General features: G+C 56.2%; 20 protein-coding genes and 1 other annotated feature. Of the genes, 6 read left to right on the forward strand and 14 right to left on the reverse strand.

Features of this window, described 5'->3' with window-relative positions:
* Nucleotides 1-120: 120 nt before the first annotated feature.
* Nucleotides 121-1,311, forward strand: coding sequence for an MFS transporter (locus CCB157_RS10475; protein ID WP_077615850.1), 1,191 nt, complete (start codon nucleotides 121-123; stop codon nucleotides 1,309-1,311).
* Nucleotides 1,312-1,542: 231 nt separating this feature from the next.
* Here CCB157_RS10475 and CCB157_RS10480 read toward each other — a convergent pair whose 3' ends face one another.
* The 3 genes from CCB157_RS10480 to selA all read right to left on the reverse strand — a co-directional run bounded on the left by CCB157_RS10480 (nucleotide 1,543) and on the right by selA (nucleotide 6,568).
* Nucleotides 1,543-1,872: a CHY zinc finger protein gene (locus tag CCB157_RS10480; protein WP_077615851.1), complete on the reverse strand. Its 330-nt coding sequence runs from the start codon at nucleotides 1,870-1,872 to the stop codon at nucleotides 1,543-1,545.
* A 326-nt stretch (nucleotides 1,873-2,198) separates the two neighbouring features.
* Nucleotides 2,199-4,934: an aconitate hydratase AcnA gene (acnA, locus tag CCB157_RS10485; RefSeq protein ID WP_077615852.1), complete on the reverse strand. Its 2,736-nt coding sequence runs from the start codon at nucleotides 4,932-4,934 to the stop codon at nucleotides 2,199-2,201.
* 239 nt (nucleotides 4,935-5,173) lie between these two features.
* Nucleotides 5,174-6,568, reverse strand: a complete 1,395-nt coding sequence (gene selA / locus CCB157_RS10490) for an L-seryl-tRNA(Sec) selenium transferase (protein WP_077615853.1) — start codon at nucleotides 6,566-6,568, stop codon at nucleotides 5,174-5,176.
* Between the two features lie 101 nt (nucleotides 6,569-6,669).
* On the opposite strand from selA, the gene CCB157_RS18240 reads away from it, so the two are divergent.
* The 3 genes from CCB157_RS18240 to CCB157_RS10505 all read left to right on the forward strand — a co-directional run bounded on the left by CCB157_RS18240 (nucleotide 6,670) and on the right by CCB157_RS10505 (nucleotide 8,749).
* A complete protein-coding gene (locus CCB157_RS18240) occupies nucleotides 6,670-6,795 on the forward strand; it encodes a hypothetical protein (protein ID WP_274519634.1) in 126 nt (41 codons plus the stop codon).
* Nucleotides 6,775-7,794, forward strand: coding sequence for a selenide, water dikinase SelD (gene selD / locus CCB157_RS10495; RefSeq protein WP_238594668.1), 1,020 nt, complete (start codon nucleotides 6,775-6,777; stop codon nucleotides 7,792-7,794). Before CCB157_RS18240 ends, selD begins: the two co-directional genes overlap by 21 nt.
* Before the next feature lie 418 nt (nucleotides 7,795-8,212).
* A complete protein-coding gene (locus CCB157_RS10505; protein ID WP_077615855.1) occupies nucleotides 8,213-8,749 on the forward strand; it encodes a GNAT family N-acetyltransferase in 537 nt (178 codons plus the stop codon).
* Between the two features lie 85 nt (nucleotides 8,750-8,834).
* Here CCB157_RS10505 and selB read toward each other — a convergent pair whose 3' ends face one another.
* The 6 genes from selB to CCB157_RS10535 all read right to left on the reverse strand — a co-directional run bounded on the left by selB (nucleotide 8,835) and on the right by CCB157_RS10535 (nucleotide 15,507).
* Nucleotides 8,835-10,742 carry a selenocysteine-specific translation elongation factor gene (gene selB, locus CCB157_RS10510; protein ID WP_158077282.1) on the reverse strand — a complete coding sequence of 636 codons (1,908 nt, stop codon included), beginning with the start codon at nucleotides 10,740-10,742 and terminating at the stop codon, nucleotides 8,835-8,837.
* Nucleotides 10,743-11,077: 335 nt separating this feature from the next.
* On the reverse strand, nucleotides 11,078-11,413 hold the full coding sequence (locus tag CCB157_RS10515) for a DUF3147 family protein (RefSeq protein ID WP_077615887.1): 336 nt from the start codon (nucleotides 11,411-11,413) through the stop codon (nucleotides 11,078-11,080).
* A 20-nt stretch (nucleotides 11,414-11,433) separates the two neighbouring features.
* The gene (locus CCB157_RS10520) at nucleotides 11,434-11,796 is read right to left on the reverse strand and encodes a DUF3147 family protein (RefSeq protein ID WP_193432288.1); all 363 of its coding nucleotides are present in this window, start codon (nucleotides 11,794-11,796) and stop codon (nucleotides 11,434-11,436) included.
* 348 nt (nucleotides 11,797-12,144) lie between these two features.
* On the reverse strand, nucleotides 12,145-13,269 hold the full coding sequence (locus tag CCB157_RS10525; RefSeq protein ID WP_077615857.1) for a YyaL domain-containing protein: 1,125 nt from the start codon (nucleotides 13,267-13,269) through the stop codon (nucleotides 12,145-12,147).
* Nucleotides 13,250-14,467, reverse strand: a complete 1,218-nt coding sequence (locus tag CCB157_RS10530; RefSeq protein ID WP_077615858.1) for a glycosyltransferase family 4 protein — start codon at nucleotides 14,465-14,467, stop codon at nucleotides 13,250-13,252. Before CCB157_RS10530 ends, CCB157_RS10525 begins: the two co-directional genes overlap by 20 nt.
* Nucleotides 14,464-15,507, reverse strand: coding sequence for a nucleotidyltransferase family protein (locus tag CCB157_RS10535; RefSeq protein ID WP_077615859.1), 1,044 nt, complete (start codon nucleotides 15,505-15,507; stop codon nucleotides 14,464-14,466). Before CCB157_RS10535 ends, CCB157_RS10530 begins: the two co-directional genes overlap by 4 nt.
* A 378-nt stretch (nucleotides 15,508-15,885) precedes the next feature.
* Between CCB157_RS10535 and CCB157_RS10540 the strand changes: the two genes are divergently transcribed.
* Nucleotides 15,886-17,121 carry a Gfo/Idh/MocA family protein gene (locus CCB157_RS10540; RefSeq protein ID WP_077615860.1) on the forward strand — a complete coding sequence of 412 codons (1,236 nt, stop codon included), beginning with the start codon at nucleotides 15,886-15,888 and terminating at the stop codon, nucleotides 17,119-17,121.
* 430 nt (nucleotides 17,122-17,551) lie between these two features.
* Here the strand turns inward: CCB157_RS10540 and CCB157_RS10545 are convergent, their stop codons facing one another.
* The 4 genes from CCB157_RS10545 to CCB157_RS10560 form a co-directional block, all read right to left on the reverse strand.
* Entirely contained in the window at nucleotides 17,552-18,166 is a 615-nt protein-coding gene (locus CCB157_RS10545; protein ID WP_274519633.1) for a response regulator transcription factor, read from the reverse strand.
* Nucleotides 18,163-19,266, reverse strand: coding sequence for a sensor histidine kinase (locus tag CCB157_RS10550; protein WP_158077283.1), 1,104 nt, complete (start codon nucleotides 19,264-19,266; stop codon nucleotides 18,163-18,165). Before CCB157_RS10550 ends, CCB157_RS10545 begins: the two co-directional genes overlap by 4 nt.
* 2 nt (nucleotides 19,267-19,268) lie before the next feature.
* Nucleotides 19,269-20,105: an ABC transporter permease gene (locus CCB157_RS10555; RefSeq protein ID WP_077615862.1), complete on the reverse strand. Its 837-nt coding sequence runs from the start codon at nucleotides 20,103-20,105 to the stop codon at nucleotides 19,269-19,271.
* Nucleotides 20,106-20,224: 119 nt separating this feature from the next.
* A complete protein-coding gene (locus tag CCB157_RS10560) occupies nucleotides 20,225-20,869 on the reverse strand; it encodes an ABC transporter ATP-binding protein (protein WP_077615863.1) in 645 nt (214 codons plus the stop codon).
* Nucleotides 20,870-21,180: 311 nt separating this feature from the next.
* Nucleotides 21,181-21,389, forward strand: a binding site (T-box leader).
* A gap of 233 nt (nucleotides 21,390-21,622) precedes the next feature.
* Here CCB157_RS10560 and CCB157_RS10565 point away from each other — a divergent pair.
* Nucleotides 21,623-22,624, forward strand: a complete 1,002-nt coding sequence (locus tag CCB157_RS10565) for a tryptophan--tRNA ligase (protein ID WP_077615864.1) — start codon at nucleotides 21,623-21,625, stop codon at nucleotides 22,622-22,624.
* A gap of 249 nt (nucleotides 22,625-22,873) precedes the next feature.
* Here CCB157_RS10565 and CCB157_RS10575 read toward each other — a convergent pair whose 3' ends face one another.
* On the reverse strand, nucleotides 22,874-23,353 hold the full coding sequence (locus tag CCB157_RS10575; RefSeq protein WP_077615866.1) for a flavin reductase family protein: 480 nt from the start codon (nucleotides 23,351-23,353) through the stop codon (nucleotides 22,874-22,876).
* Nucleotides 23,354-23,560 lie beyond the last annotated feature (207 nt).

A 23,560-nucleotide genomic window follows, 5' to 3' on the forward strand; every position in this document is an offset into this window, starting at 1 on the left:
TTCAAAAGGTCCGCCTTTTTTGTGCAGACGTGCTCAAGAGCAAGGATTTTGAATGAACGGCATCCGAGCGTTATGATGAAAACGTCCATTATCTTAATTTTATAACAGAAGGTGACCCCATTGGATTACATCGAAAGCGGCACGCGCGCGTTTCGCCACGCGAGTCTCGCCTTATTTGCCGGCGGGTTCGTCACTTTTTCAAATCTTTATACCGTCCAGCCGCTCATGCCGATCTTCACAAAGACTTATCACATATCCCCCGCGGTCGCGAGCCTGTCCCTTTCCGTTTCAACGGCGACGCTCGCCGTTTTTATGTTGTTTTCGGCCGTGTTGAGCGATGCGATCGGCCGCAAACGCATCATGTCGATCTCGATGTTTGCGGCCAGCCTCATCGCGATCGCCACGGCGTTTGCCCCATCCTTCCGCGCATTGATCGCCATGCGCCTGTTTCTCGGCGTCGCGTTGGCCGGGGTACCGGCGATCGCCATGGCCTACATCGGCGAAGAATTTCATAAACGCAGCCTCGGCCGCGCGATGGGGCTGTACATCAGCGGCAATTCGATCGGCGGTCTGTTCGGGCGGTTGGCGACGGGAGCGCTCACCGATTGGTTCAATTGGCGCATCGCCCTCATCGCTTTGGGGGCATTAAGTCTTTTATTTAGCCTTTATTTTTATTACGCCTTGCCGAGGCCGAACCATTTCCGCCCGAAACCGACTTCTTTTAAAGACACGGGGCGCAAATTCATCGGCCATTTAAAACATCCGGGCCTCGTCGCCCTGTTCATCTGTGCGTTTTTGCTGATGGGTGGCTTTGTCACGATGTTCAATTACATAGGTTTTTTGCTGACGAACCCGCCATACCGCGTCAGCCAAACGCTCATCGGTTTGATCTTTCTCGTCTATTTGACGGGAACGTTCAGTTCGACTTGGATGGGGAAATCGGCCGACATCATCGGAGCGGCACCGGCCATTAAGCGATCGCTCGCCATCATGTTCTCGGGAACCGTCATCACGCTGTTTTCGCCAGTGATCGTCAAAATCATCGGCCTGGCCGTTTTCACCTTCGGCTTTTTCGGCGCCCACGCCGTCGCGAGCGGCTGGGTCGGGGAGCGCGCGCGGGCGAACAAAGCCCAGGCTTCTTCCCTTTATCTCTTGTTCTATTATGCGGGCTCAAGCCTCGTCGGCGCCTTCGGCGGATTTTTCTGGAGCGGTTTCGGCTGGATCGGCGTCACCGCCCTCATCGCATCGTTGATCCTTTCGGCGTTCATCCTGACGTATGCGTCTCAACGCTTAGCGGAGCGGGAAGTTTGAGCGCATGGAGCCTTCGAGACGGAATGGCCGCGTTTCAAAGCGAGCGCTCCGACGGCTCATGATCGGAAGAAACAAATCGCGCGGTGACAAAACAAGCATGACGCCGATCTTTAAACCGAACAGCCGGGCCAAGCCGGCCGTAGCGCCAGCATTACCCCGCCTGCGCCATCAAAGGCGTTGCACAGACCCTGGGGAAGAAGGGCACTCCCCTGCCCTTCCGCAGGGCGGCCGTTAACGCTCAAAATACAGCGCGTAATGGTCGGCACATCCCGGATTAAAATGCGCCCCGCAATGCGGGCAGACGGACCGGCAGGCCAAATATTCATGAATCGATAATTCCGTTGCGCAATTCCCGCAAAGAATCGCCTTTTCCTCAAACTCTTCCTTTTTCCAGACTTCGATCGGATGGTCCGCCAGCGCCTCGTGGCATTGGTAGCAAGGGTAGTAAGTGTTGCAGCAACGAAACTTGATGGCGATGATATCCTTTTCCGTATGATAGTGGTGGCACCGGGTCTGATCATCGACATCGACGCCGCGAACGGTGATCCCGTTAATGTGCATAGCAACCTCCTCCTTCACGTCGCTCCACGTTGCACGCTTGAAACCTTCAATGAATCGAATGCCCGCCTCTCGCACCCAGGGTGCAGGATGGGGTGTCATCCAAACGCCGGGCGGCGCAGTGAAAGCTCGGCCGCCATCCGGCCTGCTGCCGGCAGCCATCTCAACGGCTCCGAAGCCGATTTCCGAACTTACTATTATGTAAAAATTAAACACTGGCCCATGAAACCATCCGCATGAACTCTAAAGCGGCGAGGCCATGGTTTCTGCGGCGCAAGTGGATAAGCAAACACCCGGCGAGTTTGTCCGCCGGGTGTTTCATTATCGGATTACTGTTTGCTTTCTTGGAACTTGCGGCGCAAGACCATTTGCAGGATGCCGCCGTTCCGGTAATAGTCGATTTCGACTTCGCTGTCGAAACGGGCGATGACTTCAAACGTTTTCACGTTGCCGTCTTCATCCGTCGCGGTGACTTTGACGAGCTGTTTCGGCTTAATGTCGTCAGCGATATCGATGTTGAACGTTTCCTTGCCGGTCAATCCGAGCGTGTCGGCATTTTCCCCTTCTTTAAATTGAAGCGGGAGCACGCCCATGCAGACGAGATTGGAGCGGTGGATGCGTTCGAAGCTTTCCGCGATGACGGCTTTGATGCCGAGCAAGTTCGTGCCTTTGGCCGCCCAGTCGCGGGAAGACCCCATGCCGTAATCGACGCCGGCGATGACGACGAGACCGGTGCCGTCCTCTTTATATTTCATCGCCGCATCGTAAATCGGCAGGATTTCGCCCGTCGGCCAGTACGGCGCATAACCGCCTTCGGTACCCGGTGCCAATTGGTTGCGGATCCGGATGTTGGCGAACGTGCCGCGCATCATCACTTCGTGGTTGCCGCGGCGGGAACCGTAGGAGTTGAAATCGCGCGGTTCGACACCGTGTTCAATGAGGTATTTACCCGCCGGGCTGTTTTTCGCAATCGCGCCGGCCGGCGAAATGTGGTCGGTCGTGACGGAATCGCCCAGCTTGGCGATGACACGCAAGCCTTTAAGCGGTTGGATCGGATCCGGTTCGGGCTTCAAGTTTTCGAAGAACGGCGGGTTTTGAATGTAAGTCGAATGTTCATCCCATTCGTAAAGCTCGCCCGTGCTCGTTTCCAAGCTGTTCCAACGTTCGTTTTCATCAAAGACGCGCGCATATTCTTTCTTGAACATTTCCGGGCTGACGGACTGAGCCATGACTTCTTCGATCTCTTCGGACGTCGGCCAAATGTCTTTAAAGTAGACATCGTTGCCGTCTTTGTCTTTGCCGAAGGAATCGTTGAGCAAGTCGAAGTCGACCGTCCCCGCCAGCGCATAAGCGACGACCAGCGGCGGCGACGCCAAGTAGTTCGCGCGCACGAGCGGATGGATGCGCCCTTCGAAGTTGCGGTTACCGGACAGCACGGAAGCGACCGTCATGTCGTTTTTCGTGATCGCTTCTTCGACTTCCGGAAGGAGCGGACCGGAGTTCCCGATACACGTCGTGCAGCCGTAACCGACGAGGTTGAACCCGAGTTGTTCAAGATACGGGAGCAGGCCGGAATCTCTTAAATAGTCCGTCACGACTTTGGAACCCGGCGCCAAGCTCGTTTTGACGTAACGCGGGACTTTCAACCCTTTTTCCACGGCTTTTTTCGCAACGAGGCCCGCGCCGATCATCACGCTCGGGTTGGACGTGTTCGTACAGCTCGTGATCGCCGCGATGACGATGGCGCCGGTTTTCAATTCTTCTTCGGCTCCATCTTTGTAATGAACGGTCGACGTTTTACGGATTTCGTCTTCGCCGAGGCCGAATCCATGCACGCCGGCTTCCCGGGTCAACGCCTCGCGGAATTCTTTTTTCATATCGGAAAGATAGATCAAGTCTTGCGGGCGTTTCGGGCCGGATAACGCCGGTTGCACGGTGCTCAGATCGAGTTCGAGCACTTTAGTAAAGCGGGGTTCCGGTTTGTCCGGCGTGTAGAACAATCCGTTGGCTTTGCAATAGGTTTCAACGAGTTTGACGTGTTCTTCGCTGCGGCCCGTCAGGCGCAAATATCTGAGCGTTTCTTCGTCGACTGGGAAGAAGGTCGTCGTCGCCCCGTTTTCCGGCGACATGTTGGAAATCGTTGCGCGGTCGGCCAGCGACATTTTCGACATGCCCGGGCCGAAGAATTCGACGAATTTGCCGACGACTTTTTCTTCGCGGAGCATTTGCGTCACTCGGAGCGCCAAGTCGGTCGCCGTCGTTCCGCTCGGAAGCTCTCCGACCAGCCGGACGCCGATGACTTCGGGAACCGGGAAATAAGACGGTTGGCCGAGCATGCCGGCTTCCGCTTCAATGCCGCCGACGCCCCAACCGAGCACGCCGAGGCCGTTGATCATCGTCGTATGGGAGTCCGTACCGACCAGCGTATCGGGATAAGCGATGTATTCGCCGTCTTCTTCGACGCCGTGGACGACGGACGCCAAATATTCGAGGTTGACTTGGTGAACGATACCCGTGGCCGGCGGAACGGCGCGGTAGTTTTCAAACGCGGACTGCGCCCATTTCAAAAATTTATAGCGCTCAATGTTGCGTTCGAATTCGCGTTCCATATTGTATTTCAACGCATCGTTGGTCGCGTAGCGGTCGACTTGGACCGAGTGGTCGACGACGAGGTCTACCGGTTTTTCCGGGTTGATTTTCCGAGGGTCGCCGCCCATGTCCGCCATCGCTTTGCGCAAGGACGCCAAGTCGACGATCGCCGGCACGCCGGTGAAGTCTTGAAGAATGATGCGAGACGGATTAAACGGCACATCGACGTCCGGATCCAGCTCGTCCGTTCCCCATTTTGCAAGATTTTCAACGTGTTCCTTTTTAATCACTTTTCCGTCATATTGGCGCAAAACAGATTCGAGCAAGACCTTAATCGTATAAGGCAGCCGATCGATGTCACCAAACTTCTTCAGAGCGTCGAGCTTGTAATAGTGGTACGTCTTGCCGTTCACTTCAAACGTATCGAGCGCGTTGTACACATCGTACTTCGCTCTTTCCTTTAAAGAAGTCGGCATCCATTGTCACTCCTTTGGTGCATCTCTGTGCATAGGGTTACATGTACATCATAATCCAAGCTTTGACATAAGTAAATGACGAAGCTTTTATTAAGTATTATAAGTAATACTTATAACAAAAAATAGAATAGGCGGACGGGAGAAGCGAAGCCCGGCCCTTCCCTAATTATTCATACAAAACGAGACGATTAAACATCTTTTTCAGCGGCACCAAGGAATGCGCGTAGATGCCGACGCGATTAAACAAGCGACTGAAAGGCTTCGACCACGAGTTCCACTTCTTCCGCCGTGATGGTCCGGCAGTCCAAAATCAATGCATCCCGTTCAATTCTCCCGATCACGGCAGGATCCGTTTTCCTTAACCGCCTGGCCAATTGTGTGGCGGACAGTTCAGCGTGACCGACCGCCACGCCCCAGCTGGACAATTCGACATCGGGCATCGTTCCGCCGCCGACGCGAGCGGTCGTCTCGACGGGACGAACATCGAGACCGTCAACCGCATTGAGCTGTTTAGCAAGCTTTTCCGCTCGCGGCCGGATCGTTTCGGCCGCAGCCGTAATGTCGCGCACGGTCGGAATCAGATCGGCCGTCGCTTTCGCGAACAAGTATTGCTGCAAGGTCGCCGTTAAGGCGGCGAGCGTCATTTTATCGACGCGCAGCGCACGGGCCAGCTGATGCTGGCGCAAGCGGTCGATCAGCGCTTTTCTTCCGAGGATAATGCCGGCTTGAGGGCCGCCGAACAATTTATCGCCGCTCGCGGAAACGATGTCGACCCCTTCTTTTAAAATATCAGTAATGACCGGCTCATCGCCAATGGCAGCCGCCTTAAAATCGTAAAACGCGCCGCTGCCAAGGTCTTCATAAAAGATAAGCCCGTGCTCCCCGCTGATCTCGGCAAGTTTCATGCGGGGAACGTCCGAAGTAAATCCGTGCATGGAAAAATTGCTGCGATGGACCTTAAGAATCATCGCGGTGTCGGGGCCGATGGCCCGAAGGTAATCGGCTTCGTGGGTTTTGTTTGTTGTCCCGACTTCCACCAGCTTTGCGCCGCTTTCTTCCATGATGGAAGACACGCGAAAGGAGCCGCCGATCTCGACGAGCTCCCCGCGGGAAACGATCACTTCTCGGCCGTAACTTAAGGCTTTCAAAACAAGAAACACCGCGGCCGCATTGTTATTGACGACGAATGCGGCTTCGGCGCCCGTCAATAAGGTGAGCAGCTCTTCCACGCGCTTATACCTCGAACCGCGCTCACCGGTTTCCAAATCGAATTCCAAATCGCTATAGTTTTCCGCAACGGCTTCCACCGCCTCCATGGCGTGCCGGCTGAGGCGGGCGCGCCCCAAATTGGTATGTAAGACCACCCCGGTGCCATTGATGACCGTCTTATACGGCGGGTTGAGCAAGCGGCGAACGCGGTCGTTGAATCGCTCCATGATGTGCGTAAAGAGGCGATCCTCGGCCGCGTCCCATGCGTTTTCCCTTAAATCGCGCCGCGCTTCCGACACGATGCGTTTCGCGATTTCCGTCAAATAACGTTCGTCGATCCCGTAGACCGACAGCCATCGTTGAAAATCGGGGCTGTCTTGTATTTTTTTTATGGATGGCAAGAGTCTCAACGGGTTGGTCGTCATGTTTTCACGCCTTTCGCTCTTCCGTCAAAGAGGGGGCATGGTGGCTTCCGGCAAGCCTTTCACCCCGGTGCGATCCGATCCTATTATTGGATGATCGCCGTTTGGTCGTGTATTATATTTTAGAACAAACCTCTTTTGTTCGCAAAAGAGGCTACAGCTGCGGAAAAGAGGTGACGGCCATGACGGACATCAAGCGTTTGACGCACATGTCCTCCAAAGCCGGGTGAGGCTGCAAGCTCAGTCCTCAGGACTTGGCGCAAGTTTTGCGTCACTTACCGAAACAAAAAGAAAATCCGAACGTGCTTGTCGGAACCGATACGTCCGACGACGGCGGCGTGTTTAAGTTGACGGATGATCTCGCCTTGATCCAAACGGTGGATTACTTTACCCCGATCGTCGATGATCCCTACATGTTCGGACAGATCGCGGCGGCGAACGCCCTGAGTGATATATACGCGATGGGCGGCGAACCGAAGACGGTGTTGAACATCGTCGGTTACCCGATGTCGGTGCTAGGTCCGGAAATGCTCGCCGAAATCTTGAGAGGCGCCGGCGAAAAAGTCGACGAAGCGGGCGCCGTCACGATCGGCGGCCATTCCATCGACGACAAAGAGCCGAAGTTCGGGCTGGCCGTGACCGGAACGGTCCATCCCGACCATATTTATAAAAATGTCGGCGCCAAACCGGGCGACGTGCTCGTCCTCACTAAGCCGATCGGGGTCGGCATCCAAACGACGGCCATCAAACGCGATCGGTTGTCCGAGGACAAGATCGAAAAAGTGACCCGGGTGATGGCCGCGCTTAACAAAACGGCGGCCGAATGCCTCAAACGGCATTCCCCTTCGGCGGTCACCGACGTAACGGGATTCGGTTTGCTCGGCCACGCCTATGAAATGGCGTCCGGCAGCGGCGTCACGTTCCGAATCAGCAGGGACGCCGTGCCGATACTGTCGGGAACGGAGGCGCTGGCCAAGGATGGCGTCGTGCCCGGCGGCTCGAAAAACAACTTGAAATGGTTGGAAGGCAAAGTCGCTTTCCCCGATGACATGCCGGAATACGAACGCCTGATACTCGCCGATGCGGTCACTTCGGGAGGACTGCTCGTCAGCCTATCCAAACAGGAAGCCTCCGCTTATGTCACGGCGCTCCACGATCGGGGCATCACAGATGCGGCGATCATCGGCGAGGTTCTGGAAAAAGGCGAACGCCCCATCCTCGTCCGTTGACGACAAGCCGGCCTCGCCACTTCCCAATGACCTGAACGCACGAATGGCGCGGCAGACGGATACCCGTTTGCCGCGCCATTGCCATTTTTTGATGAAGGACTCTTCACTTATGGCCGCAGAATTGATAGGATGGTAAAAGAAACCTTTCTTCGCAAAGATCGGTTTTTTGTGTCAATATATAAGGAGGCCTCGATTTCCATGTTCGACTTTTTGGCCAATTTATTGAGTTCCATCGCAACGGCGCTCATCGGCCGCATCCGCAAGGAATGAAGTGGTTTCCACAACACGGAGCTCTGCAGAAAGGCAGTCATCCAAAAGGTGCCGAAAAAACGGCGGACGGCCCGATGAAGGATCGGCTGGAAAACCTGGCCGATCCTTTGACCATGCCATTTTTCATTCGCGATCCCGGAGGCGCCCAATGGTCATCTTTGAAAATGAAAAGTTAAAGGTCAGGCCGTTGGAACTCGACGACAAGCCGCTGCTCGTCCAATGGCTGACCGATCCAACGGTCTTGGCTTATTATGAAGGCCGGGACCGGCCTCATGACATGGAAACAGTCCATGCCCATTTTTATGATCGCAAGGACGAAGTGACCCGCTGCATCGTTGAATACGATGGCCAAGCCGTCGGCTATATTCAATTCTACCCGCTGGACGCCCCGGCCAAAGCCGCCTATGGATATGCCCAAGACGACGTCATATATGGTACCGACCAATTCATCGGGGAGCCGACGTTATGGAATCGCGGCATCGGCTCGCTTCTCGTTCGCTCGATGACGGCGTATTTGATTCATAAAAAAGGCGCCAACCGGGTCGTCATGGACCCGCAAACGTGGAACGTGCGAGCCATCCGCAGTTATGAACGCTGCGGTTTCCAAAAGATCAAGCGGCTTCCCAAACATGAATGGCATGAAGGCGAACTCAGGGATTGTTGGTTGATGGAATACCGGCCATAATCCTCCCGCAAAAGAAATCTCCAGGCTCAATCCGATTCAAGTGAGAACGTGGGACGCCTGCCCCGCTTCCTTCCGATCCCTTCCATCATTCACGACACCATGCTTTTACAGACTCCATCCATACCCGGACGTTATCCTCCCGCTTCGTCACGCCAAGCCGGTCACAAAGCTCCAAAAACGGGATGGCAAATTTCCGCGTCAAGCCAAGGATGGTTTTGGCTTCGACGATCGTAAATCGATGCCCCGTCGCCGCTTTCAGGCGTTCGATCCCTTGCCGGACCGCACGGACCGCGATCAAGCGATCCTCGGAAAGGCGCAACGCTTTGCCTTGTTCCAACAAGTAATGATAGAAATCGGAAGCGACGGTTTCCTTTAGCCCTGCTTCATTGACCAAATCCGCCCACGCGGCGGGCATGAGTCCTTGCGCGGTCAGTTTTTTTTCAAGCGCCAGCAGCGGTTCGCGCCATGCGGCGGGAGCGTGTGGGGAAAAGGAAGCCAAGCGCACGAGATGCCCTTGGAGCGCGATCGTGCCTTCTCTCTTCAAACGCCGTTCCGCTTCTTCCACCAAGGCCGCCGGCACGTCATGAAGTTCCCGCCAATCCGCGAGCGACATCCCCGATCGCAGAGGAAACCGCTCATGAAAGGCGGTAAGCCGATCCACGAGGCGCGCTTGCACCCGTTCCAAAGCGAAGCGCGAGGCATAGAGGCCGGCGCCCGTTTCAACGACCTCTCCCTGAGCGATCAAACGCTTCAGGACGGAGTCTCTAGACGCTTCATCCAGCCCGGTCATTCTCAAGATCGCTTGGCCATCCATGATTTGGTTTTCCTTCAGAGCCGCTTTGATCCAGTCCTCGGGCTCCCCTTCGGCCAGCTTTTTAAGTTCCCGAACCGTCTCCGCCCGGTGGCGGTGCTTTTCAGCGACCGGGTTGATCACTTCCCCGCCGCCGAGCGTCTCGGCGGGAGACGGCCGGCGCACGATAAACCGATCCCCTTTTTTCGCCACGACCGGGCGGGATAGTTCAATTTGCCCATACACCGCTTCCCCCGGCTCCCAACGGTTGCGGTCGTAAAAAATGAGCCGGCCGGGAATCGCGGCCGCGGCCAAATGGAACATGATTTCCGCCCGCTGTTTTAACGGTTTGGACATCTCTTCGAGGGCTTGCAAGCGGACGTCGAGGCGCAGCGACGGCACATAGGTGCCTTCTGCGGCAAGGACGTCGCCGCGCTTGACCTCGTCGCGATCCACCGCCGCCAGATTCACGGCCACGCGCCCGCCCGCCCCGGCTTCCGACACTTGGACATGATGCGCTTGCAGCGCTTTGATTCGGACCGGGCGATTTTCCGGCAACAAAACATAGGCGCCGTCTTTTCGAATCGTCCCATTAAAGATAGTGCCGCGGACGACCGTCCCGTGTCCGGGTACGGTAAAAACGTCGTCAATCGGCAGGCGCAGCGGTTCTTTTTTGGAAATGCCCTTATATGTCCGCGCAAACGAGACGAGGGCGCTGCGGAGTTCGTCAATCCCTGCACCGCTCAGGCTGTCCACTTCATATATCGGCGAACCTTCATACTCCGTGCCCATCAAAACCGCTTGCACGGCGCTGCGCACGTTCGCCAGGCGGATGCGGTCGACCAAGGCGGTTTTCGTCAGCGCGACGACCATTTTGGGCACGCCGAGCAAGCGGCAAATCGCCAAATGTTCTTTCGTCTGCGGCATGATCCCCTCATCCGCGGCAACGGTCAAGACAACGAGCTGAATGCCGGCGACGCCGGCGATCATCCGCCGGATGAAGCGTTCATGGCCGGGCACGTCGATGACGGCGACGCGCCGCCCTTCCCCGACGTCCAAAAAAGCATAACCGTTTTCTATGGAGATTTGCCGCCTTTTCTCTTCGATGAGTCGATCGGTTTCGATGCCGGTCAGCGCCTTGGTCAACGCCGTTTTGCCGTGATCAATATGTCCGGCGATTCCAATGGCGATCGCGTGATCCAATCCCACCGCCTCCTTTTCATATCCCCCGTCCAGTTCCATCGGCCGTTCGCATAGCAGATGGAGGGAAACCGACGGCGAATCCCGCGTTCGATTCAACCGTTTGGCTTTTTCTCTTTTTTATGAACGGCCTCTTGCGCGCAGACGGATGCTCATCGGGATGAGCATCGTGCATACGGTGTTATTTACATTGTATTACGGTCCCGTTCGCCCCGCCAAGCACGGAAAACATGAGGATGTTCAAAAAGAAAGTCCGATCAAGCCGGTGTCGCCGCCAAACGGATCCCTAGCATGAACGCCCTCGCCTTAACGCGTCCGTCGCACCCGGCGTTTTCGTGTTATCTGTGGGCCAGAACGAGCGAACTCGTCAACCACATCAGCAGCCCTAAGATCACGCTTATCCCCCAGTTTTGAGTGGTTTTAAGAGTAAATAACAACGTCATGACACATATGAGACCGCCAATCATCCCATAAACCGAGCCCCGGGCGGTTTTGGCCGCTTCTTTCGACCCTTTCTTCCATCCGACCATCATGACGGCGACGACCATCACGGCCGGAAAGGTCGCGAAAATCCCGCCGATCGCTTTCCACGGCAATCGTTGCGCCGTGACATAGCTCAAGACGACGGCCGAGCCGCCGAGTATAAAACGAAGGAGTAAATCACGTATCACCATTTCAATCACCTGATCCACAATCAAAAATATCCCGATAAAACGGCATAAACCAAGGAGACGAAAAACCAGCCGGCCAAAGCTTGGGTCAACCCGCGCTTCCAACCTTGCTTCGTCGAAAAGTAAACGACGGCCATGGCACAAAAAATGTCGATCAGCATCCCGATCACGGCCCCTTGGGAGAGTTCAACCGATTTTTTCACCAATGCCTCGCCCGTTGCATCGAGCCTAAGCGCCAAAAGCGCCGCCAAAAAGACAGCGGGGAAGGCCGCAAAAACTCCTCCCCATTTTGAACCCAATGTTTTCGAAACGAGATGACAGGCGACCACGGCGCCCCCGCCTAGCAAAAAACGAAGGATGATTCCACTGATTGATAAAGTCGCCAAGACAGCTGCCTCCTTTCTCTGGCTGTTCTCAAGTTAACATAATGTTTAGGAGGGCATAAAAAATGGCCGGGATAACGATTTTACATGTCTATGGTAGTACGCGATGACCGCGACGCTTGTGAACTTTTATTTAATTCTTCGGCTGTTGCGCTTACACTTCCAAAAATGTGGCAAAAACTTGACGGGAATTCCGTTTGAAAATTGTGATGGCCCGGCGCACACATAAGAGAAAATCGAGGCCTAAAAAAGAGAAAAGGCGCTTTCGCCCCCGACGGTGTTGTCCGTGAGGGTTTGCGCCTTAATTTTACCCGACGCTTTTCGCTTCAGGTATGGAATCCATTTAACCGTTTAAACATGGGAAACGACTGCACGATCGAAGCGATTTTCGACGTCTTCCTCGAAGCCCAACGATCGGGCAATGGCCTCCGTCAACAGGTAGGAAAGCGTCGATTCGGCGCCCCGATTCGGATTCGGTCCGTCCGGGTTCAGGCCGTCACAGCAGCTCCCATCGCTCGGATCCGCTAGGGGCGTGCCGAGGTCATTGTCGCCGTAAAACCAATTTCGGCAACGGCGAACGACTTCGCGATAGGCCTCGTCTCCCGTGGCGCGATAAGCCTCGCGCGCAGCCAAAGCCAACTTCATGACATCGATGGGTTGTTGGTCCCAGTCGGCCCGGCGCTCGGCGTCGCACCAGCCGCGATTGCCGACGGGGCGAATGACGCCGTCGCGCCCGCTCATCTTGGTCAAAAGGAAGTCGAAGCTCTCTTTGGCGACTTGCAACGTTTCCCGTTTTCCATGGTACCGATAGGCCACAAACAGCGCCCATGGCAAGAGCCCGTTGGCGTACGTGATTTGCGGCTCAAACCAACGCCAGTCCTCCGTCCTGTGCGCGCGATAAGCGGCGAGCAAACGCTGCTCAAACGTGTTCGCCAATTCGGCGAGGCCATCTTCCGTAACACCGGAAGGCAAGGCCGAATCCCCGCTTCGCTCGTTTAAAAGCAAACCGCAAGTCGCGAGCCCCCAGGCTTGGCCGCGCAAAAACCGGAGCTCGCGGCCGGCCGCAAGCGATCGCCTTAGAATCTCGGCGGCCACGCGCTTCCGGGCCATATCGCCGAGCTGGACGTAAGCGACCGCCGTGGCCCAAAGTGAGCGGCCCAAGCAGTCATCCGATCGCGTTTCCGATTCCGGGGTACGGTCAAAATAAAAGTTGTTCTGAAACCAACCGTCCTCCCTCTGCGCCCAGAGCAAGAAGGCTAAATACCTGTCCAGCAGCCAGATTAATCGCCGGCGTTCGTCAAGCGCATCGTCTCCCAACAGATCGAGCCACTCCAGGCACAGCCAGATGGCTCGCGCGTTGTCGTCGGTCGAATACCCTTCGCGGCGGCGCGGAATGCGCCCTAAACTGTGCTCAAGCAACCCCGTGTCGTCAGTCATGCGTTCCAAATGATCGAACTTAACGACTGACGGAGACAACGGGCTTCACCTCACCTTCCCGTCGTTCGGCCGCTTTTTCATGGCCGTCCGTTTCGCCGCTGAGCCGTTCAAACAGCTGGAGGTATTGCCCGCCGACGCGGGGCCAGTAGGTGTTCGCGCCGATCTGTCTGATTTTCTCCTGCCAATGCCGCATCGCCGCGTCATCGGACAATAAGCGGCGGAGCTGCTGCTCCCAAGCGGGGATATCGTTGTACGGCAAGAGCAGTTCCTCGCACCCGCGCAGCAGATCGCGGGCATGTTCATAGGGCGTCGAGAGGACCGGACGGCCGACGCCGACCGCGTAGGCCAACGTGCCGCTCGTGATTTGCTGCATGCCGGGATACGGCGTAATGTAAAGGTCGCACGCCGTCAAGTAAGCGACCAGTTCTTCCTCGCTGACATAGCGATCGACCATCCGCACGTTCGCCTCCAGCCCGAGGCGGCGAATCATGTCCAGCAATTCCTCGCGATACGCTTCTCCTTCGCGCTTTTTCACTTCGGGGTGCGTTTGGCCGGCGATGACATACAACGTCTCCGGCACTTCGCGGACGACACCCGGCAAAGCGCGGATCACCGATTCAATGCCTTTGCCGCGGTTGAGCAATCCAAAGGTGAACAGGACTTTGCGCCCTTCAAATCCGAGCTCGCGCCGGAGTTGATCGCGCTCCTCGTCGCGCGGTTCCGGAGCGCCGTGCGGAATGTAGATGATTTTTTGTTCCGGCAAGTTAAACGCATGGGTTAAGTACGGGATCGCCCGGCGATTCATGACGACGATCGCGTCGCTTGCGTCGGCGATTTCTTGTTGAATCCGCCGATAAGGCGGCTGCGGATCGGCAAAGATGGTGTGGAACGTCGTGACGAGCGGTTTTTTTAAGGCGTGAATGAAATCCAATATGTATTCACCCGCTTCGCCGCCGAAAATGCCGAATTCGTGCTGCAAAACCACGACCGACACATCGCTGCGGTTGACCCGTTCAGCCATCTGTTTATACGCCGAGCGGTCTTGAGCCGCCAGCGGCCAGAACTTCGGATCGTTCCGATAGGCCGCATCTCCGTCGTTTTCGTTATAGAGCACGATCACCGGGTCGTCGTCGCGCCGGCTGCCGGCTACGCGCACGCTGCTTCGAAGATGCTCGGTGAACGTGGCGATGCCGCAGCGGCGCGGGGGATACGTGCTGACATAGGCAATCCGCTTCATGCTTGCATCACCTCTCCGGGATCGTTGATGATCGAATTTTTGAACACCTCGCCGGCAGGCGCCACGGTCCGGTACCCGAAAATGCTGTTGCTGAGACGGCTGCCGTCGCGTACGACCGAACGATCCCACAAGATGGAATTTGAACAATGGACGCGGGCGCCGATGCGGCAATTGTCGCCGATCACGTCATAAGGACCGATCACCGCTTGGTCGCCGATCTTGACTTTGTTGCCGATCAAAACCGGCGGCACGAACAGCACCCCTTTACCGAATTCGACGTCTTCCCCTGCCCATACACCGGGCTGAACCTGACGTCCTTGCATGGGAAGGGGAAACCGTCGGTCGAGCACATCCCAATGAACTTGGCGGTAACGGCTCGGCGTTCCCATATCGCGCCAGTAGCCGCGGCTGACCATGCCATAGACGCCGGCACTTTCTTGAATCAAACGCGGGAACGTTTCGCGTTCAATGGAAACTTCGCGCTGCGCCGGAATATATCGGAAGACGTCCGGCTCGAGGATGTACAAGCCGGCATTGATCCGGTTGGACGGCGCTTCTTCAGGACGGGGCTTCTCGACAAACCGAAGGATCCGTCCGGTATCGTCTTGTTCGACGACCCCGTACGAAGTCGGATCATCCACTTCCGTCAAGGCAATGGTGGCGACGCCGCCGTGCTGGCGGTGAAATTCGAGCAGCGGGATCAGCTCCGGCAGATGGACGATGTCGGCGTTGAACACCAGGAAGCAGTCATCAAAGAAGCGTTCCGCGTTTTTGATGGCTCCGGCCGTCCCCATGGGGAACGGTTCAACCGCGTACTCAATCTTCACTCCCCAGCGGCGGCCGTCGCCGAAATGGCGACGAATCACATCAGAGCAGTGGCGCGCCGCCATGACAAAGTGGTCGACGCCTTGTTCACGCAAATGGGTGATGAGATGTTCCAACCAAGGGCGATTCGCGATGGGCGCCATCGGCTTCGGTAAATTTTCGGTTAAAGGACGAAGTCGAGTGCCCAAACCTCCGGCTAAAAGCAATGCTTTCATTTTGCCATCCCTCCATTAGATTCGAGATTCGTGCCGTACGAAGACCGAAACAGATGGATGAATGAGAAAATGAAAGACGTGAGGCTTGTGAAAACCTTTTATTAGCACTCAACAGTTCTGGATGCTAATAGTATACATAATATTCCCATGGAATGGCAAGTCAAACGCTTTGACACCCGGTATTTCCCCGTACCGTCGTTGGCGCTGGGCGTCGCCGCGGTCCTGCTGATCCCTTGTCTGGCTTTAACTCTGCCGCCTAACCGTCCTTAGCGGGAACGGCTCTCAAACTGGGAATACGGCGGTCCGTGTCTGCTTGACCATTCATGTTGTCGACATAATGTGGTATATTATGCAGAATGGAGGGAGGTGAAGACGCCGATGCCTACTCCGCATCCGCCCTATCGCGTCGGCATTGCCGGCGCGGGCGCTTTTGCGACATTCCTAGCCGGCGCGCTCGCCCCGTTGCCTGAATTTGAATTGGCAGCCGTCGCCGGCCGCACGGACGAAAAACGCCAAAGCGTAATAAGCGCCTATCGCCTTCACCGCTCCGAGGCCGGACGCCCGCGCGAATTTCGGGAAGCTTCCCAGCTTATCGAAGATCCGGATATCGACGTGGTGATCTTGACCACACCGCCCCGCCTTCATGCGCCGCTCGGCGAACTGGCGCTCAAGCGGGGCAAACACCTGCTTGTGGAGAAACCGGGCGCGCTGAATGCAACCGCTTTAGAAAATCTTGCCCGGCTCGCGAAGAAACAGCGGCGCGCATTCGCCGTCAACCTGGTTTTGCGGTACAACCCTCTGGTGGAAGCGGCTGAAAAGATCATCCGCCACCGCCTGTTGGGCCGGGTATACCACGCCAGTCTGCGCAACAGCGCACACCGCGTCGCATCCGGCCATTGGTTCTGGGACCGTGAACGGAGCGGGGGGCTCTTCATCGAACACGGCGTTCACTTCTTTGAAGTCGGCCGCCATTGGTTCGGCGACGCCGTAGAAGCCCAAGGCTTCGCCTTAACGGAAGCCAACGGGGAATCGTCGCGCATGTGGGCGAGCGTGCTTCACCGCGATCGGACAGGGCGGGATGATTTACAAGAAGGACAAAACACGAGGCAAGAGACAGGGGCTCCGTCTCCTCATGAGTACATCCCGGTCCACTACTACCACGGTTTCGTCATGGACTCGGACGCACCCGAGTCGACGCAATGGGATGTCTACTGCGCGCAAGGCCGAATCGTGCTCGACGGTTGGATTCCCCAACGGCTGTATATCGAAGGTACGCTGACGGCGAGACAGGTGGACTGGATCGACGCTCTGCTCGACGCCGTGCCCACCCAACCGTCGGCAGAGGCCGTCGAAAAAGTCCGGGCTGCAGCGGCTTCAATATCGGCATCCGGCCATTCAAAACACTTGTCAGCCGGCCGCCGGCCCTATCGGCGGACATTGGAACTCACGGATCGGCAGGGTTGGTATGAGGCGATGGCGCAGGCCCGCTTTCTGGAGGTGTGCCGGATGATCCAAGACCCTGATTGGAGCGGACTGGTGACGTCCGCCGATGCCGTGGCGGATTTGGCCTTAGCCGAGGCCTGTACGGCTTCGACGGGGCGGTGTGAAGAATAAAAGCCGCGCGGCGCGGGAGACTGTTTGCGAACAGACGGGACGGCTTGTGCGGAGAAGCCTGATCGAATCGTGCCGCACGAGCCGTTTTGAGCAAAATCACGTAAAAAAACCGCCAACCGATTAGGGGTTGGCGGTTTTCGCGTTTGAAACCGAGGAGCGAACAAAAACAGTCTGTACGTTAAGAAAAAGAAAAAATCCTTTCCCGCATGCGACGCTTCCATGTCGATGATAGGAACGACATGCCGGCCGTCACGGCGGCTTGGGTGTCCACGAGGCGCTGCCAAACGAGGCTGTTTTAAAAGCGGAAATTATCGCCGACGCTTTCATTCCGTCTCAAGAAATCTTTTCAAGACGATGCGTTATAAAGCGGCCAAAGCTCTTAAAACATGACGGCGTTGCAGTTGATACTTCGAAAGAACGGAAACGGTTTTTAGGGCAGCCATCCGTTGTTTTTGGCAATCGCGATCGCTTCCACACGGTTTTTCGCACCCAGCTTCTGCAGGATTTCGGACATGTAGTTGCGCACCGTCCCGTTGGAAAGGTACAACGCGCCGGCGATTTCGGCGGACGTCTTCCCGGCCGCGGCCAACTGCAAAATTTGCAGCTCCCTTTCCGTCAACGGCGGCTCTGCTTTGATCCACTCAAAGGATAAATCCGGGCTGAACACGCGCCGGCCGTTATGAATGAGGCGGATCGCTTCGGCCAGTTCATCGCTCGGCGTATCCTTGAGCAAATAACCGTGGACGCCCGACTCTAAAGCGGCGCGGAAATAACCGGGGCGGGCGAACGTCGTCACGATGATGACCTTCGTCTCCGCGCCGATTTCTTTTAATCGGCGGGCCACTTCCAGCCCGCTCATGCCCGGCATTTCGATGTCCATCAGGCAAACGTCCGGCTTCTTGTCCTCTATCAACGCCAACGCTTCGGCGCCGTCCGACGCTTCGCCGACCACTTCCAAATCGTCTTCCAAATTGAGGAGCGTGGCGATCGCGCTGCGCAGCATACCTTGATCTTCCGCGATGACGATGCGAATTCTCTCCCTCACTCTGAACGCCTCCCCGCTTGCGCCGCTGTCACGGGTACCGTAATAACGGCGCGCGTGCCGCGGGATGTCGGTTCATAGACGAGCGCGCCATCCACCATGGCGAGCCGTTCCCGCATCCCGATGATGCCGCTGCCGCCGCTCGATGTTTCTGAAAATCCGATTCCGTCATCCTCGACAATGAGAAAAATGGTTTCAGGCTCGTGACGGATCGTGATGGAACAAGTCTTCGCGCGGCTGTGTTTCACGATGTTATGGACGAGCTCGCGCAAAATATAGCTTAATATGCTTTCTTTTAAAGGGGACCACCGGGGCAGGCCCGTCCGCTCATAGCGGCAGACAATGCCCGCCACATCTAAAATCTCCCGCGCCGAGCGGATTTCGTCGTCCCACGACGTCGTTTTCATCGAGCTGACAATGTGGCGGACATCTTTTAGCGCCGCGCGCGCCGTTTGATGAACGTCGGCGATTTCCCGCTTTGCCCGTTCCGGATCGCGATCGATCAGTTTACCGGCCAGTTCGCTTTTTAACGCCATCATGGACAGCAACTGGCCGAGCGTGTCATGCAAATCGCGGGCGATGCGCTGGCGTTCTTCCTGTTTGACCAGCGCTTGAATCTTTTTGTTCGCCGCCTCCAGTTCATTCGCCACTCTTATGTATTGAGATAGCGAACGCACAACCACGGGCATCAAAAGCAACATCAGAATGGTCGGAACGCTGCTCAAGAAAAAATTCACATCGTGCGGAATGCGGCCGAAGCTGTAAAGAACGGCGACCGCGAAAAACACCGTCGCATAAACATAGTAACTGGTCCTCGGACGCGGGTCGTTTCCTGAGAGCGATACCGGATAGATGAACAAGGAAAAATATTCGGCTCCATATAGCCAAGTGAACGCCGCGATGATGACGCATTGAAGGAAGAGATAGCGAAAGCGAATCGCCCAATCCTGGTAGCTCTTTCGGTAGAAATAGACAAAAAGAATCAAGGCGGCGTAACCATATACCGCTTCGGAAAACGGCCGGCCGATCAAATCGCACACCGGAAAAAACAAATAGACGAGCCAGATGAGCGGGTTTAATTCCGCGCGAAGCCGCTGCCACACGCTCATCCCTCTTTCTTTCTTGCAAGGCTATAAATCGATAATACGACAAAAATGAGAAAATAGACAACAAGGAGTCCGATATCCATGGCGGACGGCGCTTCACCGGACAGCAGCCGCCAGGCTCCGTCCCCGTAGCGAAAGGAGGGGAGCCATACGCCGATCGCCTGCAAGGCTTTGGGTAAATAGGGGAGCGGCGTCCATAACCCGCCCGCCAAGGCGAGCCCGAGATACAAAACGTTGGTTAAAGCGTTCGACAATTGTGCGTTGGCCGCCGTTCCGATAAAAAGGCCGAGCGCCATAAAGGTCAAACCGCCTGACCAAAGCCATACAAAGCAACCGATCCATGCCTCGACCGGCAGGCGGACGCCGTTGACGACTGCGCCGGCGAGAAAAATGAACAAAAGGATAAAGGCGTTAAGCACCATTTGCGCGAATATCTTGGACAGCAGGTGCCCGCCTCTCGGCAGCGGCGTGACCCATAACCGGCGTGCCCATCCGCTTTCCTTTTCCTGGGCGAAACGAAGGCTCAACCCGCTGAGCGACTGGGCCAGGATGCTGAATGAGGCCATCGACATGAGAAAAAACGCCGCCCAACGGACGCCGCCGTACCGATTCGGAACCGCCACGACATCCGTATAGATAAAATAAAACAACAACGGCCAAAACAAGGACGGCCATATAAAATATTGATTTCGAAACGTTTTCAACAGTTCGATGCGGCATAAATACAGCGTCGCGCGCACCATTCTTCCCCTCCTTTGCTTCCCGGGTTTCTCGCAGCCAGGCTTGAGCCGCACAAATTCCTCGATGGCGGCGGTATTCCCCGTCGACCGCTTCATTCCGTCCCATGGCTCCTTCCCATCTTCGTTTACTTTGTTTCGATCCCGCGCAACGTCCGGTCATTCCAATCCGCGGCCGGCCAAGGCGGTGGGTGTCCCGCCCGTTCCAAACGGGCCTATCAGGCGCTTGGATCCCCGACGGCAACGAGCCGCCCGGCGTTCAATACGATCAGGCGCGTCGCCCACCGCGCCGCTTCTTCAGCTGAATGGGCGGTGAAAAGGACGGTTCTTCCGCTTCGTCCTAGACCGCAAACGATTTCCCAAAAACGCGTTTTTGCGGCATCATCCATCCCGTTCGTCGGCTCATCCAAAATCAAAATGTCGGGATCGCCGGCCATCGCCAACGCAAACTCAAGCCGGCGCTTCTGACCGCCGGAAAGCCGACGGGCGTATTGATCGGCGACATTGCTCAAACCGGCCATTTCAATGAGCGCATCCGCCGTTAACGGCTTTCGGTAAAAGGCGCGCCATAGGTCGATCATCTCCCGGACTTTGATGTAATCAATGAACGGCGCTTCCTGAAAAACCGCGCCGATTTTGGCTCGCGCTTCCGGATGACCGGGCGGGCGGCCGGCGACCGTCACGTTTCCCCGCGTCGGCCGCCTGATGCCGAGCAAGATCGAGAGGAGCGTCGTTTTGCCCGCGCCGTTCGGTCCAACGAGCGCCGTCACGCCGCCTTTTTCGATTTCAAAGCTGAGATCGTCGAGAATCGTCTTTCCCTTTTCGATCTTTGTCACTTTCTCTAATTTCACGACCGGACACATCGGTCCCCCTCCTTTATCGCCAGCATAAAAAAATAGGCCCCACGGCGGCCAGTGGGGGTTGTCATCCGTTCATCATGACAAAAGTCACCTCATGGGCGATCTTTGACGCCTTCATCCAGGGGCCTCATCAGGCGCAGCCATTAGCCTTATAAGGAACCCCGAAACCTGCCTCGGCCCCGGCGCCCTTTCACGGAGCGCCGGACGATGGGCGCTCTTTTCCCGGCAACGCCTTGACTTTTCGCCAAACTTGGCTTAAGATTACTGAGCAAAAGAAGTGCATCGTTGTAGGATGGCGCACAATCGAACATAAGGCATCAGCGATGACGAAGAAGAGTAAGCGAAATCCGGATATGATAGAGAGCCGGCGGCGGGTGGAAAGCCGGTATATCCGTTTCGCCGAATGGGCTTCCGAGCTCCGACCCGAACGTTCAGTAGGCGTCGGCGGTTCAAACCGTTATGACAACGAGCGCGTTCGCGATGAACGAATGAAGGTGGCACCACGGGTTCCCCCGTCCTTTTTTCAGGGCGGGGGTTCCATTATTTAACGGGGCAAACAATTGGAACCCCCACGCGTTGCCGAATACCCGCTTCCTGCAAAGGAATGCGCTCGACTCTTCCGGGAGGTTCCGATCGTCGAAAGCATTCCGTGCCGTAAACCGGTTAACCTGTAAATGGCTACCCGCTTTTTCCTTGTTGATCCCGCATAAACCGTGGGGCCGTTCAAAATAGAGGTTTCGAGGAGGTTGATTGCAAATGGAAGGAAAAATTGTATTAACGGGAATTAAGCCGACGGGCGATTTGCACATCGGCAACTATGTCGGCGCAATCCGTCCGGCCATCGAGCTGACCCAAGAGCCCGGCGTCAAGCCCGTCTATTTCATCGCGGATTACCACGCGTTAACGACGATGCGCGATCCGAAAGAACTCCACGACCGCACTTATGAGATCGCGGCCGCTTGGATCGCTTTCGGGCTCGATCCCGATAAAGTCCTGTTTTATCGGCAATCCGACATCCCTGAAATTTTCGAGCTGACGTGGATTTTGTCGTGCCTGGCGAGCAAAGGGCTGTTGAACCGCGCCCACGCCTACAAAGCGAAGGTCGAGGAAAACTTGGAAGCGGGGCGTGATCCCGATACCGGAGTGAACATGGGATTGTTCAACTATCCCGTGCTGATGGCGGCCGATATCCTCTTGTTTAAAACCGACCTCGTCCCCGTTGGAAAAGACCAAATTCAGCACGTGGAAATCGCCCGGGACATCGCGGAAAACTTCAACCGCACCTACGGCGAGACCTTCCGCTTGCCGGAGGCGCTCATCGATGAAGCGACCGCCGTCATCCCCGGTCTGGACGGCCGCAAGATGAGCAAAAGTTACGGCAACGTCATTCCGCTTTTCAGCGATGAAAAGACGTTGAAAAAATTGATCTTCCGCATTAAAACCGATTCCAAGCCGCCGGAAGAACCGAAAGATCCGGAAGAATCGACGTTGTTTCATATTTACAGGGGTTTTGCGGAAAAAGAAGAAGTCGAAGCGCTCGCTCGCCGTTATCGGGAAGGCATCGGCTACGGCGAAGTGAAAAACATGTTGTTCGAACTCTTAAACCGCAAATTGGCGGAACCCCGCCGCATCTATCGCGAATTGATCGACGACAAAGCGAAGCTCGACAAGTGGTTGGCGGAAGGCGCGGAAAAAGCGCGTGAAATCGCCCGTCCGTTCATGAACGACATCCGCAAAAAAATCGGCCGCCTTTTATAAAAAACGGCCTGCCGTGGTACCGGCCCGTTGCAAACCGTTCGGGTCTCCGCGGGAATAAATGAACCGCTGATGGGGGCGGCGATGAAAGCCTTTCTTTTGGATGGCGCTGGCGGCGGGGCCGTGAGGCGGCTCCGCGGCCGGCGGCGACAAACATGTACATTTGCACGGAAGCAAACCCGCCAAGCGCTTGCCGTACATCAGCCGGTACCGGGACAAACATGTACTTCTTCACGGAGGCAGACCCGCCTCCTATTTTTTATCTTCCATGTCCTGCAACGCATGATAGCGGCCTTGATAAAAGATTAGCGGCCGCCCGGGGCGAGCCCATAAATGCTCGACCTCGCCGAGGAACAAAACGTGGTCCCCCGCTTGACGGGCATCATGAACTTTGCAAGCGATGTATGCCAAAGCGTTTTTGATGACGGGCCACCCCATGAACCAATCGAAGTCGACCGTCTCTTTACTTTGTCGTTGTCCGGCAAAATGCTGGGACAGCGCTTTTTGCTCGCTGGAAAGAATGCTGACAGCAAAGTTGTTGGCCGCCCGCACTTTAGCGAGCATGCTCGCTTTTTCGTCAATGGAGATGAGAATCAGCGGCGGTTTCAATGAGACCGACATCACGGCATTGGCGGTCATGCCGTGGACTTGATCCTTCCACACCGTTGTAATCACCGCGACGCCGGTCACCCATCTTCCCAAAACGTCACGAAACGATTTGTCATCGACCACTTGGTCCCTCCTCACATCACATTGCCCGATTTACGGTGATCGCCGATCGACGGATGCCGTTCGGAACACACGGATCGGACCGCCGTTTTCCATCCCGGAAGCGTTCATTCGGTGAATGGCGGGCGCCAAGCCCATGTCATCTGCGTCAAGGCGGCAAGCCCTTCCGGTTTCGTTCTCTACAATATATTCGTCACCCCATCCCCATGC

It is taken from the genome of Caenibacillus caldisaponilyticus, from assembly GCF_002003465.1.
Lineage (GTDB): Bacteria > Bacillota > Bacilli > Bacillales > Sporolactobacillaceae > Caenibacillus > Caenibacillus caldisaponilyticus.